At 59.7% G+C, this 16637-nt stretch carries 16 protein-coding genes, 1 tRNA gene and 1 pseudogene; 5 read left to right on the plus strand and 13 right to left on the minus strand.

The genetic code is table 11. From position 1 onward, the window contains the following. Positions 1-645, minus strand: a 645-nt coding sequence (locus AX737_RS01120) for a DctP family TRAP transporter solute-binding subunit (RefSeq protein WP_066918335.1), incomplete at its 3' end; no start/stop codon positions are given. Positions 646-1289: 644 nt separating this feature from the next. Between AX737_RS01120 and AX737_RS01125 the strand changes: the two genes are divergently transcribed. The 5 genes from AX737_RS01125 (at position 1290) to AX737_RS32800 (ending at position 8943) form a co-directional block, all read left to right on the plus strand. After that, positions 1290-1366: transfer RNA gene (locus AX737_RS01125), tRNA-Arg, on the plus strand. A 543-nt stretch (positions 1367-1909) separates the two neighbouring features. Beyond that, entirely contained in the window at positions 1910-4690 is a 2781-nt protein-coding gene (locus AX737_RS01130; protein ID WP_058454288.1) for a DNA methyltransferase, read from the plus strand. Continuing rightward, positions 4687-6732 carry a DEAD/DEAH box helicase gene (locus tag AX737_RS01135; RefSeq protein WP_058454287.1) on the plus strand — a complete coding sequence of 682 codons (2046 nt, stop codon included), beginning with the start codon at positions 4687-4689 and terminating at the stop codon, positions 6730-6732. Before AX737_RS01130 ends, AX737_RS01135 begins: the two co-directional genes overlap by 4 nt. Next, a complete protein-coding gene (locus AX737_RS01140) occupies positions 6725-7915 on the plus strand; it encodes a GIY-YIG nuclease family protein (protein ID WP_058454286.1) in 1191 nt (396 codons plus the stop codon). Before AX737_RS01135 ends, AX737_RS01140 begins: the two co-directional genes overlap by 8 nt. Further along, positions 7912-8943, plus strand: coding sequence for a hypothetical protein (locus tag AX737_RS32800; RefSeq protein WP_058454285.1), 1032 nt, complete (start codon positions 7912-7914; stop codon positions 8941-8943). The genes AX737_RS01140 and AX737_RS32800 overlap by 4 nt, the downstream gene beginning before the upstream one ends. A 189-nt stretch (positions 8944-9132) precedes the next feature. Here the strand turns inward: AX737_RS32800 and AX737_RS01150 are convergent, their stop codons facing one another. The 12 genes and pseudogenes from AX737_RS01150 to AX737_RS01195 all read right to left on the minus strand — a co-directional run. Continuing rightward, complete coding sequence (locus AX737_RS01150) at positions 9133-9618, minus strand: peptide-methionine (S)-S-oxide reductase (RefSeq protein ID WP_058454284.1); 486 nt, start codon at positions 9616-9618, stop codon at positions 9133-9135. Positions 9619-9620: 2 nt separating this feature from the next. Further along, positions 9621-10475, minus strand: a complete 855-nt coding sequence (locus tag AX737_RS01155) for an alpha/beta hydrolase (RefSeq protein WP_058454283.1) — start codon at positions 10473-10475, stop codon at positions 9621-9623. Positions 10476-10504: 29 nt separating this feature from the next. Next, a complete protein-coding gene (locus AX737_RS01160; protein ID WP_058454282.1) occupies positions 10505-10999 on the minus strand; it encodes a DNA starvation/stationary phase protection protein in 495 nt (164 codons plus the stop codon). Between the two features lie 193 nt (positions 11000-11192). Next, entirely contained in the window at positions 11193-11459 is a 267-nt protein-coding gene (locus AX737_RS31665) for a hypothetical protein (RefSeq protein WP_082772804.1), read from the minus strand. A gap of 62 nt (positions 11460-11521) precedes the next feature. Next, positions 11522-11968, minus strand: a complete 447-nt coding sequence (locus AX737_RS01165; RefSeq protein WP_058454279.1) for a nuclear transport factor 2 family protein — start codon at positions 11966-11968, stop codon at positions 11522-11524. Positions 11969-12128: 160 nt separating this feature from the next. Further along, on the minus strand, positions 12129-12884 hold the full coding sequence (locus AX737_RS01170; RefSeq protein ID WP_058454278.1) for an SDR family oxidoreductase: 756 nt from the start codon (positions 12882-12884) through the stop codon (positions 12129-12131). Positions 12885-12922: 38 nt separating this feature from the next. Beyond that, positions 12923-13204, minus strand: coding sequence for a DUF427 domain-containing protein (locus AX737_RS01175; RefSeq protein ID WP_058454277.1), 282 nt, complete (start codon positions 13202-13204; stop codon positions 12923-12925). A gap of 21 nt (positions 13205-13225) precedes the next feature. Next, positions 13226-13540, minus strand: coding sequence for a glutaredoxin 3 (gene grxC, locus AX737_RS01180; protein WP_058454276.1), 315 nt, complete (start codon positions 13538-13540; stop codon positions 13226-13228). Then, positions 13537-13695 (minus strand): annotated as a pseudogene (locus AX737_RS37695) (hypothetical protein); the annotation flags it as partial. The pseudogene AX737_RS37695 and the gene grxC, both read right to left, overlap by 4 nt. Before the next feature lie 7 nt (positions 13696-13702). Beyond that, a complete protein-coding gene (locus tag AX737_RS01185) occupies positions 13703-14062 on the minus strand; it encodes a response regulator (RefSeq protein WP_035449975.1) in 360 nt (119 codons plus the stop codon). A 16-nt stretch (positions 14063-14078) separates the two neighbouring features. Continuing rightward, positions 14079-15683, minus strand: coding sequence for a GAF domain-containing protein (locus AX737_RS01190; protein WP_058454275.1), 1605 nt, complete (start codon positions 15681-15683; stop codon positions 14079-14081). Between the two features lie 66 nt (positions 15684-15749). Continuing rightward, a partial coding sequence (locus tag AX737_RS01195; protein ID WP_066918339.1) for an NADP-dependent oxidoreductase occupies positions 15750-16637 on the minus strand: 888 nt, incomplete at its 5' end.

The raw sequence follows: 16637 nt of genomic DNA on the forward strand, positions 1-16637 counted from the left end.
CACCGAGATCGGGTTCTCCTGGCCGTCGAACTGTCCCGATTGCAGCGCGCCGTAGAGGGCCGGGAAGGCCAGCGGCTCCGCCTTCACGCCGAGGCTCCGGAAGCCCGCCAGCATGATGTCCGATTGCGGCACCCGCATCGAGAGCCCCTTGAGGTCCTCCGGGCCCGTGATCGGCCGCTTCGAATTCGTGATGTGCCGCATGCCGTTCTCGCCCCAGGCGAGTGCGACGAGGCCCTTCTGCTGGAACTTCCTGAGATAGTCCTGCCCGATCGCGCCGTCGAAGACGGCTTGTGCGTGGCGCGCGTCGCGGAACAGGAACGGGATATCGAACACCCCGAACTCGGGGATGATGCTGGAGAAGGGCGCGCTCGTGATGAAGGCGAGATCGAGGTGCCCGAGGCGCAGATCCTCCGCCATCTCCACCTCGCCGCCGACGGAGCCGTTCGGATAGAGTTCCACCCGGTAGGCGCCGCCGGTGCGCTTGGCGACCTCGGCGGCGAAGCGATCGGCCCCCGCCCCGAGCTGGGACGTCTGCGCGAACAGGTAGCCGAATCTCAGGACCCGCTCGTGTGCCCCGGCCTGGGCGACGGTCCAGACCGAGCAGAATCCGACGACGGCAGCGACAACTCTGAGACGTGAAAGCACCGGTCGATCCTATGCGAGGGCCGTCCGATGCATAACCCCAGTTGCTTAAAAGACGATTGACGTAAAATCTGAAGCAAGACCCGCCTCCTGAGCGCATCTTACTTGGAGACCAACCCATCTGGACCCACGCAGACCCCACCCATAGCCACGCCGCACGTCGCCCTACCTTCGGCTGGATGGCGCCTGCTGGACAACGCTTCGCGCAGAACCGAACGACCGCTGGACGATTCCCCGCCTCGCGCGTTCCGGCCGACGCGCCGCCACGGCCCAGTTCCGCGGCCCCGGCCCGCCGACCTGCCGCAGCGCGGCGACCGCCTCCCTCGGATTGCCCTCTGCCGATCCACATCCCGGGCCCCATGCCTCGGGGCGGCCCCCGTCACCCGGGGGCCGATCAGGCCGGGCCGGAACACGCTCGAGCCCAAACTCCTTCCGTCCCCCGTTGCGCGGCGCGAACGGTTCGGCTAATCAGACCGGAGCAGCACCCGTAGCTCAGCTGGATAGAGCGTTGCCCTCCGAAGGCTGATGTCAAGGGCGGCTGGTCTTTAAGTGATGACGAAAAGGAGTTCGTTTACAAAGGTTTGCGAGAAACGCGAGTAGAGCTTCCAACTCACAGGTTTTCCGCGTAAGCACGGCGTAAGCAATAGGCACCCATAGCTCAGCTGGATAGAGCGCTACCCTCCGAAGGTAGAGGTCTCAGGTTCGAATCCTGATGGGTGCGCCATCCCTGCCTTGATTGACTTCTGGGTCGAGCGACTGCTCCCCATTCGAAGCTACTCAGACTTACGTCACAGTTTGGTCTGTGACGGCGGGGCGGAGTAGACCCACTCCAGTTTCCACAACTTTGAGCCGGGCTTGGAGCACGGACATCACCTGCGATGAGCTCCGATACTCGGCCTTCCCTGTATGGCCCAGTGCCAGCCCCGGCCGGCAGAGGCCTGCGCCTCATCGCGGCGGTGTATGTTCTGTGAACCGTTTGCTTTCAAAGCCTGGCCGCCGACCCCACCGAGATGTCCCCCGATTTTCGGCTTATTAAGACACGCCAGTCCCGAAATTGATGGTGCCATGTGTATCCGCCGGGTACACATAGGGCCATGAAGGACTCAGGGCTTCGCATCCGCATTGAGCGGGATTTAAGGGAGAAATTCCTAGCAGCATGCCGGGAGCAGGACCGGCCTGCTGCACAAGTCATTCGCGAATTTATGAAGAATTACATCAGTTTGCACACCAGTAATGCGGGCGCTTCAAGAGTCGGGGCGGAGAAGAAATGAACGCGGTTGAAATTGAGCAAGCCGTTAGCGATTTGGCCGAGCGCCCATTCGACCCAGTGGAATTCCCCTTCGCGTTTCTAGAGGCCTTCGGCAACAAGGAAACCACTATCAAGCGCCTGCGAAGCGGCGTGTCGAACAAGTCGGACATGGGCGGAGTCCTCCAAACTAACAACATCCATATCGTTAGCTGCGCCGTGGGAGAGGTCACGAAAACCCTTCTCGCGCTAAGGGCCAGTCCAGCCACCTCGCGGGCCAAGGCGAAGTTCGTGCTCGCGACGGATGGCGATATGTTCGAGGCGGAAGATATCGAGAGCGGCGAGACCGTCGCGTCCGCATATGGGGATTTTCCTGATCATTTCGGCTTCTTCCTGCCGCTTGCAGGGATTTCGACCGTTCAGCAAATCCGCGATAACTCGTTCGACATCAGAGCGACTAGTCGCCTCAATCGCCTCTATGTCGAGCTTTTGAAGGACAATCCTGATTGGGGCACGGCAGAGCGGCGGCCCGACATGAATCATTTCATGGCGCGCTTGATCTTCTGCTTTTTCGCCGAAGACACAGACATCTTCAGCAAGACAAGGCTATTTACCGACACAATCGATAAGATGAGCGCGAAAGACTCGTCAAACACCCATAGTGTCATAGGCACGCTCTTCCGCGCAATGAACACCAAAGGCGAAGATCGAAGTTCGGCGTCTCTTCCTCGATGGGCCGAGCCGTTTCCCTACGTGAACGGCGGGCTGTTCTCGGGAAACACGGACGTACCGAGCTTCAGCCGGATCGCGCGATCATATTTAATCCATATAGGGAAGCTCGACTGGAGGCAGATCAATCCCGATATTTTTGGGTCGATGATCCAAGCCGTCGCAGACGACGAAGAGCGCAGTGCGCTCGGGATGCACTACACCAGCGTGCCGAACATTCTGAAGGTACTGAATCCGCTATTCCTCGATGATTTGCGGCAGCGGCTCGAAGAAGCTGGCGACAACGCTCGCACGCTATTTAATCTGCGCAAACGCTTATCGAAAATCAGAGTGTTCGATCCAGCCTGCGGCAGCGGAAATTTCCTTGTCATTGCCTACAAGGAAATGCGCGATATCGAAGCCACTATCAACACGCGGCGTGGCGAAGCCGATCGACCTTCTGATATCCCGGTGACGAACTTCCGCGGTATCGAGTTGCGTGACTTCCCTGCAGAGATTGCGAGACTTGCGCTCATAATTGCAGAGTACCAGTGCGACGTGCTCTATCGAGGCCAAAAGCTGGCTCTTGCGGACCTTCTGCCGCTTGATGCCCAGAACTGGATTTTTAGAGGCAACGCCCTGCGCCTAGATTGGCTAAGCATTTGCCCTCCAACCGGAACAGGGGTGAAACTGGTAGGTGAAGATCTATTCAGCATCCCGCTCGACCAGGCTCAAATCGACTTCGAGAATGAGGGTGGCGAAACGTACATTTGTGGTAACCCGCCTTACCTCGGAAGTAAGTGGCAGAACGAGGATCAGAAGGACGATTTAAGGGCGATTTTTGACAGTCGCACGCCCGCATGGAAGTCCCTAGACTATGTCGCAGGCTGGTTCATGAAGGCTGCGGATTACGGCTTGAGATCGAACGCCGCTGCGGCGTTCGTTTCAACCAATTCGGTCTGTCAGGGACAACAGGTTCCGATCCTGTGGCCCCTGATTTTCGGCACCGGCCACCAGATCTCGTTTGCCCATACCTCATTCAAATGGGCCAATCTTGCGAGCCACAACGCGGGCGTGATTGTGGCAATCGTCGCCATTTCGCGGGAGGCACCGGCTTCCAAACGCCTGTTCTCGATCGCCGATGACGGTTCGGTGACCGAGCGGCAGGTGAGCAACATCAACGCCTACCTTGCGGCCGGCGCCAACACTTCCGTCGATGCGGCACGAAGCCCGATCGGAGGTCTATCTCCAATGCTCTTTGGAAACATGCCGCGTGATGGCGGCCATTTCATCTTGTCGCCAGATGAGCGTAGGCAGGTTCTCCACCAGTATCCCGAGTTGGGTCGGTTCGTCCGGCCCTATCTGGGCTCCGAGCAGATGATTCAGGGAAAGCCCCGCTGGTGCGTTTGGATCGAGGCCAAGGACTCCGAGTTTGCGGAGGCCCACCCATATTTACGAGCCCTGTTAGCCCGCGTGCGGGATTTCCGCGCCAGCAGCGCAGCCGCATCGACTCGGGATTTCGCTTCCAAGCCCTATCGGTTCGTCCAGATCGCGGGCACTGCCAAGCGCTACACACTGGCCGTGGCGAAAGTGTCGTCGGAAAGACGCCCCTACCTGCCCGTGCATCTTTTCGATCGGGAGACGATCGTAAGCGATCTGTTGTTCGCCCTCTACGATGCACCGTTGTGGAATATGTCGATCGTGGCGTCGCGGCTTCATCTGGTCTGGGTCGCCACCGTCTGCGGAAAGCTAAAAACGGACTTCCGATACTCGAATACGATTGGCTGGAACACCTTTCCGGTTCCAATCCTCACCGACAAGAACAAGGCTGATCTGACACGATGCGCGGAAGATATTCTCCTCGCCCGTGAGGCCCATTTTCCTGCAACGATTGCAGATCTCTATGAGCCCGAGCACATGCCGTCTGACCTGCGGCAGGCGCACGAGCACAACGACGAGGTTCTGGAGCGCATCTATATCGGGCGGAGATTTCGCAATGATACCGAGCGGCTGGAGAAACTGTTCGATCTTTACACGAAGATGACCACTTCGCAGGGCGAAACCAGAAGACGCAGGGCGGGGGCAAACGCATGACCGACGAAAAGAGATCCGTCCCCTCTGTTTCGGTTTCATATGTGCGCAACGGCGCTTCGACCAAAGCCAATGCGCTCGGCATGCGGCCCATGCAGGAGCGCGCCTTCGAAAAGCGCGGTGAGCAGTACCTTCTCATCAAGTCGCCTCCAGCCTCCGGGAAAAGCCGTGCGCTGATGTTCATCGCGCTCGACAAGCTGGCGCATCAAGACGTGAAGCAGGCTATCATCGTCGTGCCGGAAAAATCGATCGGCTCCAGCTTCAATGACGAGCCGCTCACCCGGTACGGCTTTGAGGCCGACTGGCATGTCGAGCCGAGGTGGAATCTCTGCAATGCGCCTGGCGGGGACAACGGCGGTAAGGTCAAGTCCGTCGTCGCCTTTCTTGATAGCGAGGACAAGGTGCTGGTTTGCACCCACGCCACGTTCCGCTTCGCCGTGGACGAATACGGCGTGGAGCGATTCGATGGCCGCCTGATCGCGGTGGACGAGTTCCACCACGTCTCGGCCAATCCCGACAACAAGCTCGGTCAGCATCTCGGCCAGTTTATGGCCCGTGACCGCGTGCATATCGTGGCGATGACGGGCTCGTATTTCCGTGGCGACGCGGAGGCCGTGCTCGCGCCGCACGACGAAGCGAAGTTCGAGAGCGTCACCTACACCTATTACGAGCAGCTCAACGGCTACGAGTATCTCAAGCAACTCGACATCGGATACTTCTTTTATTCCGGCTCCTATGCCGACGACATTCTTGGGGTGCTTGATCCCGCCGAGAAGACGATCATCCACATTCCGAACGTCAACTCGCGCGAGAGCACGAAGGACAAGATCAAGGAGGTCGAGCACATCATCGGCGAGCTGGGCGAGTGGCAAGGGGCTGATCCGCTCACAGGCTTTCAACTCGTCAAAACGCTCGAGGGGCGAATTCTGCGCATCGCCGATCTCGTCGATGACGATCCGGTCAAGCGGGATCGTGTCTCGCTGGCGCTCAAGGATCCCAGGCAGAAGAACAACCGAGATTTTGTGGACATCATCATCGCGCTCGGGATGGCGAAGGAGGGTTTTGACTGGATTTGGTGTGAGCATGCCCTCACAGTCGGATACCGCTCCAGCCTGACCGAGATCGTCCAGATCATTGGACGCGCCACGAGAGATGCGCCGAACAAGACCCGTGCTCGCTTCACCAATCTGATCGCGGAACCCGATGCGTCGGAGGCGGCTGTTACCGAAGCGGTGAACGACACACTTAAGGCCATCGCCGCAAGCCTCCTCATGGAGCAGGTTCTTGCGCCGCGCTTCGAATTCAAGCCAAAGAATCCGGCGAGCGGCCCTTCGCCTGGCTTCGACTATGGCGAAGGCGGATACGACCCCACCAAATGCAATGTCGGCTTCAACGAGCAGACCGGCCAGTTCCAGATCGAAATCAACGGGCTTGTGGAGCCTAAATCCAGCGAAGCTGCGCGCATCTGTCAGGAGGACCTCAACGAGGTGATCGCGGCCTTCGTGCAAGACAAGACCGCGATCGAGAGAGGTCTGTTCGACGAGGAGCTCGTGCCAGAGGAGCTTACGCAAGTGCGTCTCGGGAAGATCATCAAGGATAAGTATCCCGAGCTGAGCGACGAGGACCAGGAGGCGGTGCGCCAGCACGCTATCGCCGCGCTCACCCTGACGCAGCAGGCGAAGAAGGAAGCAGATGGCGAGCCGAGCGCTAACACTGCCCTGATCGATGGCGTGCGTAAATTCGCGCTTAGCGTCACCGAACTCGACATTGATCTTATCGACCGGATCAACCCATTCGGCGAAGCATACGCCATCCTTGCAAAAACGATGAGCGAGGAAAGCCTCAAACAGGTAGCTGCCGCCATCGCAGCCAAACGCACGACCCTCACGCCCGATGAGGCCAAGGAACTGGCCGTGCGCGCCGTGAAGTTCAAGAACGAGCGCGGACGGCTTCCTTCCATCAGTGCGACCGATGCGTGGGAAAAGCGCATGGCAGAGGGCGCGGCCGCGTTTGTCCGCTTCAAGGATGAGGGCCGCTATGAGTGATCTCAACCTCGATGAACTGCGCGAGGAGCTGGCCGAGTTTGCCCAGCCGGAAAAGAACGCCGGACGCTCCCAGCGTGAGGAGCGCATCATTGCGGGTTTTGAGGAAATCCAGCGCTTCACCGAGGAGCATGGCCGCGCCCCGAAGCACGGCGAAGAAGGGGATGTTTTCGAGCGGCTCTATGCCGTCCGGCTTGACCGTCTTCGTGGTCTAGAGGAGTGCCACTCCCTTCTAGCGCCGCTCGACCATCAAGGATTGCTGACTGGTGCGGAGAGCGCTTCCGCCTCGTCGGTGGAGGAAATGGACGAGGATGAGCTACTCGCCGAGCTAGAAGGCGCGGCAGGATCGGCCGACATCACCGAACTTCGTCATGTGCGAACGACCGCCGAAAAGCGTGCAGCGGAGGAAATCGCCAACCGTGAGCGGTGTGAGGATTTTGAGCGGTTTGAACCTTTGTTCGAAGCCGTTCAGGCCGAGATCGATTCCGGTCTGCGCGAAACGCGTCCGTTCGAAATGAAAGCGGAGATCGGCCCCGGCGCATGGTTCATCGTCAGCGGGCAAAAGGCTTATGTTGCCGATATGGAGGAGGTCTTCGTCAACGCGCAGGGCAAGACCGATGCTCGGCTCCGTGTGGTTTTCGACAACGGCACCGAGAGCAATATGCTCATGCGCTCGCTCCAGCGGGCGCTGCATAAAGACGAGGTCGGAAGGCGTATAACCGACCCCGTTGCAGGGCCGCTGTTTTCCGGTGAGCACGCCGGCGATGATCTGGCTTCCGGCACGATCTACGTGCTTCGGAGCAAGTCCGATTATCCAACCGTTGCCGCTAATCGCGATCTGGTCCACAAGATCGGCGTAACGAACATGAGTGTCGAACAGCGTATCGCAGGCGCGCGCTTGCAGCCGACATTCATGATGGCCGACGTAGAAATCGTCGCGACCTACGATCTCTTCAACATCAATCGTGCCAAGCTGGAGCGTCTCATCCACCGCGTTTTCGATCCCGCGCGGCTGGACATCACCATTACCGATCGCTTCGGTAATCCTGTGGTGCCGCAGGAATGGTTTCTTGTGCCGCTGTTCGTCATCGACGAAGCGGTCGATCGCATCAAAGACGGCTCGATCACTGGGTTCGTTTACGACCCAAGCAAAGCCGCCCTCGTTCGATCGGGGAACAAGGCATGAGGCTGCGCACGTTCCTTCACAGCGATCAGAATTCACCTACGACCCTCTCGGAGATACAACGGGCTCACGATTGGATCGGCTCGGAAGAATATTTGGGCGTATACGCCTACGCCACTCAGTCCGGCGCTTCCGCCTTCAGCATTGCGATGTCGCCTGCCTTTTGGGCCGGAACGCAATCGCGATGGTTGTTCGGGCTGGATTACGGACGGACCCAGCCTTACGCCCTACGGATAATCAGCGACAAACCCAATGCGGAGGTCCGCATCTACGATGGGGCGTGGATTGTCGAGCAAAACGGATTTCTGCCCCGCCGAGACTTCCATGCGAAGTCATCGATATTGGCAAACCGTACCAACGGCCGAGCGGGGATGATCGTAGGGTCCGGCAACTTTTCCTCAAACGGCCTGCGGAAGAGTATCGAGGCGGGAGCCTCGATCTGCACCGATGTTCAAGTGGAATACGAACGCAGGATCCGCAATATCGAGGCGATGGCCGATGACCTTTGGGCACAAGCCACACCGCTGGACGATATCCTGGAGATATATGAGGAACGCTGGAAGGCAGATTTCGCTGCGGTAACGGCTGAAGATGAGGACGAAGCCGGCCAACCAGCCCCAAACATGTTCTGGATTGAGGCTGGCTACGTCACACAGAATCGTGGACCGCATCGTCCTGGGAACCAGATCGATTTGCCGAGAGGGATGAGCGGTTTCTTTGGCTTTAATCCCCCTGCGAATCTTGCGCGCAACTCGGTAATCGGGACCATTACATTTGAACCGCCGAGCGGCGGCCTCGTTTCGCGAGACTTAAGACTTGGCAATAATCTGATGGAGAAGATAACGCTGCCGATCCCTGAAACGCATGGTTTTGACCTCTATGACGGCAAGGTTCTTGTGTTTCGCCGCAGCGGCAACCGGTTCAAGATGTGGGCATTGGAAGCGGACGATTTCCTCACGGCCTTTGGCAACAGGCTGCACGACGTCAAGGCAATGGCGAGTGGGAGACGTTTTGGACCGATAGCCGACTAGACAATCACTAGTTGCGAGCCGTTCTCAAAAGCCCGGCTTCAAACCTTTTGCGGCCGTCGACTTGGCAGCGATCGCGAAGCGGCTCTTATGGGGTGTACCACGCTGCGGACGCCAATCCGCCAGCTTGATTGAACGCTGCGCCTGAAGCGGCAGAAGTCCGTGTCGGGAGGAATGCCAGCGCAGCATTGGCTACTCAGGCAACGCGTTCTCCGAAAAATGTTTGCGGATGAAGTCGAGCTTCGGATCGATGTATCGACGACAGAAGGGTCTGTTCGGGTCAGTGCGATAATAGTTCTGGTAGCGCTCGTCCGAAGCTTTGAAGCCCGCGAACGGCAGGACGACGGTGTGGACGGGCGTGCCAGCCTCCTCAGCGAATTCGCGTATCGCCTCGTCGGCTTCGACCCGCTGGCTCTCGTCAAAGATATAGATCGCGCTTCGGTATTTGTTCTGCGGTGAGCGGGCACGTGTAGCGGAGTGTGTGCGCAGGTGCACCTCGGACAGTGTCCCCAGCCCGATAACGGAGGGTTCGAACGTTACAATCACCCCCTCGGCCCAGGTGTCAGCCGGAGCGGCCGATTGCAGAAAACCCTGGTCGACCTGCGTGACGCCGCGCAACGCTTGGAAAACGCCCTCGGTGCACCAGTGGCAACCTCCTCCAAAGCCCACCTTCGCCATACTCAACTCCCGCGCAAAGGCACAACGGCCGGGCCAGACCTATCGAGCTGGCGCACGAACGCGATGATCCGCTGTCCGACATCGTTCGCCATTTCGACATGAGGGTAGTGCCCGGCACCCTCGACAATCATGGTTTCCCCATTGAGCCTGGAAGCCAAGCTCCGGGCTTCTTCGACGGGGTCCGGGAAATCGGGATCCTTTGTGCCCATGACGATGAGGCTCGGCACAGAGATCTCGTCCAAGATCGCTGCGGTGTCGGACTTCGACAATGAGAGCATCGTCAAGAGAGCCTGCATGCGCTTTGGCTCCCTGAGGTTTGCAGCAATCGCCGCTTTTACCTCAGCGTGATCCGGCGCCGGTTTCGTCGGGAATAGGCTGCTCCAGTAAGTGGTCCAAAACCAGGTTCGCCATGGCCCCGCAAATCCGAGCCCAAGGACAAGTTTCTGGATCGTCGTGAGGGGAAGGTCGCGAACGATCGGACCGAGCAGCACCACCCCGTTGACGTGACTAGGAGCTTCCTTGGCAGCCCAAAGCGCGGAGCCGGCTGCGAACGAGTTGCCCATGATCACGGCTGGCCCGGCAGCCAACTGTCGGAGGATGGCGACGGCGTCACGGCCGACCGCTCGCGCGGAGTAATCCGACCACTCCGGCGACGATTGGCCGAAACCGCGGACGTCCATCGTCACCACTCGGCATCCCGCATGCTGCAGCATGGGCTTGATGAGCCGATACTCGGAGCGCAGGTCTCCCATTCCTGGGATGCCTACGACGAGAGGTCCGGTTCCGCCCGTATCGTCGAAGGCTATCCTACCGCCCTCTGTCTGGAGGAACTGGGTCTGCCCATCGTTAGGTGCCATGAAACGATCCGATCCTTTGAGTAGCAGACCTATCGGCTAACTTCGAAAAGGAACCACGCTCGGCGTTCCGCCTCGTCGGTCCAGGTATCGATCAGGCCGGAGGTCGCGTTGTCCTTCGCCTCGTCGGCGACGTCCTTTGCGCGGCGCAGCGACTCGACCATGTGAAGATTATCGGCGCGCAGCTCCGCCAGCATGTCCTGCGGCGTGACGAATTCCGCGTCGTTGTCCTTGATTGTCTGGTGGCGGGCGATATCGCCGATCGATCGTATGGTCGTATTTCCGGTCTTCCGGGCGCGCTCCGCCATCGCATCGGTCGCTGCTAGGATCTCCGCAGCTTGCTCATCAAGAAGCAGATGGTAGTCCCTGAAGTACGGGCCCGAGACATGCCAGTGAAAGTTCTTGGTCTTGAGGTAGACCGCATAGCTGTTCGCCAAAATGATCTTCAACGCATCCGCGACCGTCATGGTCGCGTTTTCGTCGAGGTCAGATGGTGAAGGCACGGTTGCAGCACTGGAATTTGTCATCGCGTGAACTTCCTCGATGAGGGCTTGCGCAAAAGATCAGCGCCGATTCTCTGGCACGCTGAGGTATAGAAGATGAATTTACCTCAGATCGAAGTCCAATGGCCTGTGTCTATAGTTTCGATAGTTCTGGCGACCAGAAGGGGCGCTTGGAGCGGCATGGGAGCATAGGAAGGCAGTGAACCCCACATGCTCATCAGGCATTCGGCTGATAGCCCAATACGAAAGCGATAACCTTCTCCGAGGACATCTCGCACGGCTTCAGCGACGCACTGCCCGAAGCAACGCGATACAGATTGAAGCTGACTATGTCGTTCCCGGCTAGTTCTCGAGCAAAAAGGCTGTTCCTCCGTCCATCCTCCGACCGACGAACCGTCACGCCGAAACGCCTGTCTTCGTAAGCGCCTTCGCTATACCCCTCAGGCAGGCGCTCGAAAGCCGTATCGAATTCTGGATGGTCCATTCTGCATCACCGCCAATCGGCCTTCGCCCTGCGAACGTGAGCGCCGCGCCATGCGATTGGGGTCATCGCGTCAGTCTGACGTTGCGGCCCCAAAGAAACCCCGCGTCATTAGCGCTAGCGAAGTCGGGGTCCACGTAGATGAAAACACGCTTGATAAGCGTGCCGTCGAACTCGAATACGTTGGCGAAACGGCCTTCGGACCGGCCTTCAACCGGCCACGCCGTGCCGTCAGCCATAACGCCACCTTCAAAGCCTTCGACGATCACGTGGTCGCCGGCTACGTGGAAGGTCATGCGATCGAAATCGTGCTCGATCCGCTGAAGCGACCCCAACAGACCCTTGGCGACTTCCATGAATTCGGCTTTGCCATATCCAACTCCGAACTTCGGGAAGTACGTCACGACATCGTCAGTCAGAATATCGAGAATGGTGGGATCTCCACTGTCGATTTTCCGGAAATAGTCGGTGGCGATGGCGATGCGCTCTTGGGTTAGCTCTGTATTCGGCACTCTATGAACTCCTGAAATGCGGAAGCTTTATCCACTATGGCTTCGAGAATAATGGGCCCTGCAGGATCAGCCGATCTGCTGCCCGGATTTCAACGGAGCGCTGAGGCGCGGAAGCGATCGTCCTTCAGCTATCCGCGTGACACGCCCGTCGCGCATCGTTTCAGACCAGGACGCCCCCTGACACATCTATCACCGCGCCAGCTGTGTAGCTTGCAGCGGGACTAACGAGGTAACTGACGGCGCCCGCCACTTCTTCAATCGTGGCGATCCGACGGATGGGATGCATATCGATGACGGCCTGCGGAAAATTCTCAGCAACTTCTCCGGTCATGTCCGTCGGCATGATGCCAGGTTGGACCACATTGACGGTAATGTTGCGTGGGCCAAGATCGCGCTGCACCCCTCGGGCATATCCTGTGATCGCTGCCTTGGTTCCTGCGTAGTCGGCAATTCCCGGCACGATCGCTCGGGTACCCAGGCCGGAACCGATGAAGACAATGCGGCCACCGTCAGAGATTTTCTGGGCCGCCGCGCGCGTGATCGCCACGGTCCCAAGCACATTGACCATCCACTGCCTGTCGAACGCAGCGGAATCGAGCGTCGGATCGTCGACCAATTTTCCTTGGACGGCGATTGCGGCGTTGTTGATCAAGATGTCGAGCTTGCCGAGTTCAGCTACGACCTGCTCGACCATGGGCTTGGCGGCGGACGTATCCGCTTGATCGCATCGGATCGCGAGAGCGCGAACGCCTTTGGCCCTCACCACCTCGGCGACGGACTCGGCTTTATCGGCCGAAGCAGCGTAGGTGATAGCAATATCGGCTCCCTGATCGGCGAGCGTCGCCGCCAGCACGGCGCCAAGGCCCCGAGAGCCACCCGTGATGATAGCGACTTTGCCGTCCAAAACTTTCGACATCGGCGGTTCCTTTTTGAAGTCTAATGGCCGGCTGACGGCTAAGCGACGTTGACGCCTTTCCAGAAGGCGATGTGATCCTTGATGGAGTGCGCCGCCGGAGAAGGGTCGGCGTACGTCCAGGCGGCGTTTGCATTGCGCCGGTCGCCGACCTGGAGATGGAAGTATTGCGCCGTCCCCTTCACGGGACAGACAGACGTGTACTCGCTCGGTTCCAGATACTGCCGGTCAACCGATTGAGGCGGGAAATAATGGTTTCCGTCCACCACCACAGTCTCGTCGCTGACCGCGAGGATGACATCGTTCCAAACTGCTGAGACCAAACCGGAATCCTCTCTTGTCGTTCAGCCACTTGCATCGCCCAGTGGCCCTATCGGGCGGGACAAATCAGTTTGCCGGGGTTGTCCGGCAAGCAGCTTGTCGAGCGAGCCAGTTGCATCGAGCGCAACGAGATCGTCGGAGCCGCCGACATGCGTCTCGTTGATGAAGATCTGCGGCACGGTGCTTCGCCCCGACGACTCGATCATCGCCTTCCGGTGTGCAGGATCGGCTTCGATATCAAGCTCGGTGAATGCCACGCCCTTCTCTTGGAGGAGCGCCTTCGCGCGGCGGCAGAACGGGCACCAACTCGTGGTGTAGATGAGGACTTCAGGCTTCATGTCGTGTCTCCAATCGTTGAGGGATGACGGGCCGGCCGGATTCGCGGGGGCCATCCGAAGGTGAAGGCAAAGGCTTGCGCCCCGGGGTAGAGAAGCTCGATTTCGAAGGTGCACTCGTGGACCTCGCCGCTTTGGCGTCCGAGTTGGTTGAGGCGCTGGGCATCACGCCGCCATCTTTCGGACCGTGTCCAAAACCCGGTCTTGCCGGTATGGCTTGGCGAAGAACACAACGTCCGCTGGAACGACGGCCTCGACCGGCCAAGGCCTCCCGGACGTGATGATGATCTGAATGGTCGGCCACCGCCGGCGGATGCAAATGGCGAGCATGATGCCATCGATCCCGCCGGGCATGTTCACGTCCGTGAACACGACGCGCACATCCAGTCGTTCCTCCAAGGTCATGAGCGCGGCGGATGCATTCGGCGCCTGCAAGACTTCGAAGCCCGCCTCCTCGATCATGTCCGTCGCAAACAGACGGAGAAGTGGTTCGTCTTCGACGACGAGCACCACGGGTTTCACCATTCCACCCATACTCCCATCAACCTTGAACCAGGTGACGCATGGAGGCGTGCAGATCGGCCGTTAACCCGGCGGGCTCGAAGCGAACATCGACGCCTCCGGTGCCGACCAGGCCGATGTTGATCAGCTTCGATCCAAAGCCTCGGCGAGTTGGCGGCACAACCGGTGGCCCACCCCGTTCTCGCCATTTTACGCGGAGAAGGTCGTCGTCCTGGCCGACTTCGACATCCCACGACAGCGAGACGTGGCCGTCGTCACTGGTCAGCGCGCCGTATTTGCAGGCGTTCGTCAGCAACTCGTGGACGATGAGGGAAAACGAGAGCGCCGCTCGTGGCCCCAGCGCCACCGCCGGCCCACTCATGTCGACCCGATCTGAGAACCCGATCGCGTCGATCACTGTCGCCGCGACAGCTTGTAGATCAGCTTGTGTCCAACTCCTTTGAAGCAAGGCGTCGTGCGCCGCGCTCAAAGCCATCAGCCGACGCTCGAAGGCGTAGACCGCTTCGCGATCGGTGACGCTTCGCAGCGTTTGGCTCGCGATGGCCTGCACCATGGTGAGCATGTTCTTCAGGCGGTGAGCAATTTCGCCGTTCACTATGAGTTGCTGCTGCTCGGTACGATGCCTCGCGACGCCTGCCTCGAGCCGGTCTGCCGCACTTCGCAGGAACGAGATTTCCTCTGCGGGCCAAGGTCGGGGATGCGCCGAATGAACGAAGAAAACGGCGATGGTTTTGCCACGATCTCGAACCGGCATGTCGACCAGCGACCGAACGCCGACCCGCATTGCGCTCTCTAGATTGTGCAGAGTGCGATCGTCGGTCAGGGCGTCCCAAACAACGAGAGGGTCGCCAACGACGAGCGGCTCGCGCAAGTTCCCGTACTCGTCGAGACGGTGGCGCCCGGCAATGCTCACGGCCCCGGGCGCCGTCCAATCGGTTTCGACGTCGATCGTATCGACGTCCTCGTTGACGGATCCGAACCCGGCTCGGTCCGCGGAGAGCGCTCGGCCGACGATGGCGGCGGTCGCCGAAGCCATCTCTGCGGTATCGTGGCTGCTCCGAATGGTCTCGCCGATCTCGACCAAGGCAGTCTGCAGGGCTGTGAGGCGCTCGCTCGCGGTTGCGATCCGGCGCAGCTCGAGATTTTCGCTGGCGAGACGGGCAAGCGCCTGCAGCATCGCCTTTTCCATCTCGCTGAGCCCTTTAGGCCGCGGAACGGTATCGATGACGCACAGGCGACCCACGATCGCTCCGGATCGCAGGACGAGCGGTGCGCCAGCGTAGGCGCGAAAGTGCCTGGCACCTGTGACGAGCGGATTGCGCTTGGTCCGCGCATCATTTGTGAGATCGACGATCTCGAGAAGATCGCCCTGATCGATCTCGATCCGACAGACCGAGTGTTCGATCTCCGTCTCGCATACCTCAAGCCCGTACTTGGCTTTGAACCATTGCCGGTCAGTATCCAGCAGGGTGATGAGCGCGATGGGAACGTCACAGGCCTTTGCGGCGACAAAAACGAGATCGTCGAAGGCTTGCTCATCCGGTGTGTCGAGCACCATGAGGTCTGCAAGCGCCCGCGCCCGTTGTGCCGCCCCGAAATCGGTTCTGTCAGCGCTCAGGCTCACCGCAGTTCTCCTGGATGATGCCGCGAAGGTCGAGCGTGGCCGATCATCGGCGTTTCCCGCGTCATGTCAGTGCCCCCTCATGCGGGGCGGCCACTGCGATGACGGCACGCCCGCTTGGCCGCTCTGATCGGCGATGGGGTCACCGACGGCGAGGACGATCTTGCCCTGGATATGGCCTGCCTCTGCGCGTTCGTGAGCGGCGGCTGCTTCGGAAAGAGGGTATGTGCTGTCGACGGCGACGCGAACCGCACCGCTGTCGAGCAAGCGAGCTAGCTTGGCCAACTGGTCGCCACTGGAACGCACCTGCGTCGCCGAAACGGTCACTCCCCGGTCGGCAGCTTCATCATGTCCGGCAAAACCAAGGGGAAAAATCGGGAACAGCGCTCCGCCCCGACGTATGGTCCGAAGGAAGCGGCCGGAGGTCGGACCTCCGACGGCATCGACGACAAGATCGATGTCTCGCACATCGTCTTCGGGTTTGGTCTTCGTGTAGTCGATGAACTCGTCGGCACCCAGTTCGCGGAGGAACGCTTCGTGCCGGGTTGAAGCGACAGCGATGACACGCGCGCCTTCGTGCTTTGCCAACTGCAATGCCAGATGACCGACACCCCCTGCAGCGCCGTTGATCATAACGCTCTTCCCAGCCAACGGGACCGGGCTGTGGCGCTCGGACTGCAGCGGGTTCTGCTCGTTATGGCCTAGCTCGATCAGGAACTGCCAAGCGGTCAGCCCCGACATGGGAACGGCGGCTGCATGAATGTGGTCCAGGTGTCGGGGCTTGGCCGCAAGGTCGGAAGCAGGCGCGGAAACATACTCGGCGTATCCCAGGCTCTCGCCGAAGCTGGGAAAGCGGATCATTCCGAAAACTTCATCGCCCGGCGAGAACGCGGTCACATCGTCGGCGACCTTCTCGACGATCCCGGACACATCCGAGCCCGGTATGGCGGGGAATGT

The sequence above is a fragment of the Methylobacterium sp. CCH5-D2 genome (genome assembly GCF_001556475.1).
GTDB classification, from domain to species: domain Bacteria; phylum Pseudomonadota; class Alphaproteobacteria; order Rhizobiales; family Beijerinckiaceae; genus Methylobacterium; species Methylobacterium hispanicum.

Excerpts from the sequence above, each read along its gene's own strand:
- AX737_RS01130 (WP_058454288.1), top strand. The coding sequence starts at position 1,910 with ATGAACGCGGTTGAAATTGAGCAAGCCGTTAGCGATTTGGCCGAGCGC.
- AX737_RS01135 (WP_058454287.1), top strand. The coding sequence starts at position 4,687 with ATGACCGACGAAAAGAGATCCGTCCCCTCTGTTTCGGTTTCATATGTG.
- AX737_RS01140 (WP_058454286.1), top strand. The coding sequence starts at position 6,725 with ATGAGTGATCTCAACCTCGATGAACTGCGCGAGGAGCTGGCCGAGTTT.
- AX737_RS32800 (WP_058454285.1), top strand. The coding sequence starts at position 7,912 with ATGAGGCTGCGCACGTTCCTTCACAGCGATCAGAATTCACCTACGACC.
- AX737_RS01150 (WP_058454284.1), bottom strand. The coding sequence starts at position 9,618 with ATGGCGAAGGTGGGCTTTGGAGGAGGTTGCCACTGGTGCACCGAGGGC.
- AX737_RS01155 (WP_058454283.1), bottom strand. The coding sequence starts at position 10,475 with ATGGCACCTAACGATGGGCAGACCCAGTTCCTCCAGACAGAGGGCGGT.
- AX737_RS01160 (WP_058454282.1), bottom strand. The coding sequence starts at position 10,999 with ATGACAAATTCCAGTGCTGCAACCGTGCCTTCACCATCTGACCTCGAC.
- AX737_RS31665 (WP_082772804.1), bottom strand. The coding sequence starts at position 11,459 with ATGGACCATCCAGAATTCGATACGGCTTTCGAGCGCCTGCCTGAGGGG.
- AX737_RS01170 (WP_058454278.1), bottom strand. The coding sequence starts at position 12,884 with ATGTCGAAAGTTTTGGACGGCAAAGTCGCTATCATCACGGGTGGCTCT.
- grxC (WP_058454276.1), bottom strand. The coding sequence starts at position 13,540 with ATGAAGCCTGAAGTCCTCATCTACACCACGAGTTGGTGCCCGTTCTGC.
- AX737_RS01185 (WP_035449975.1), bottom strand. The coding sequence starts at position 14,062 with ATGGTGAAACCCGTGGTGCTCGTCGTCGAAGACGAACCACTTCTCCGT.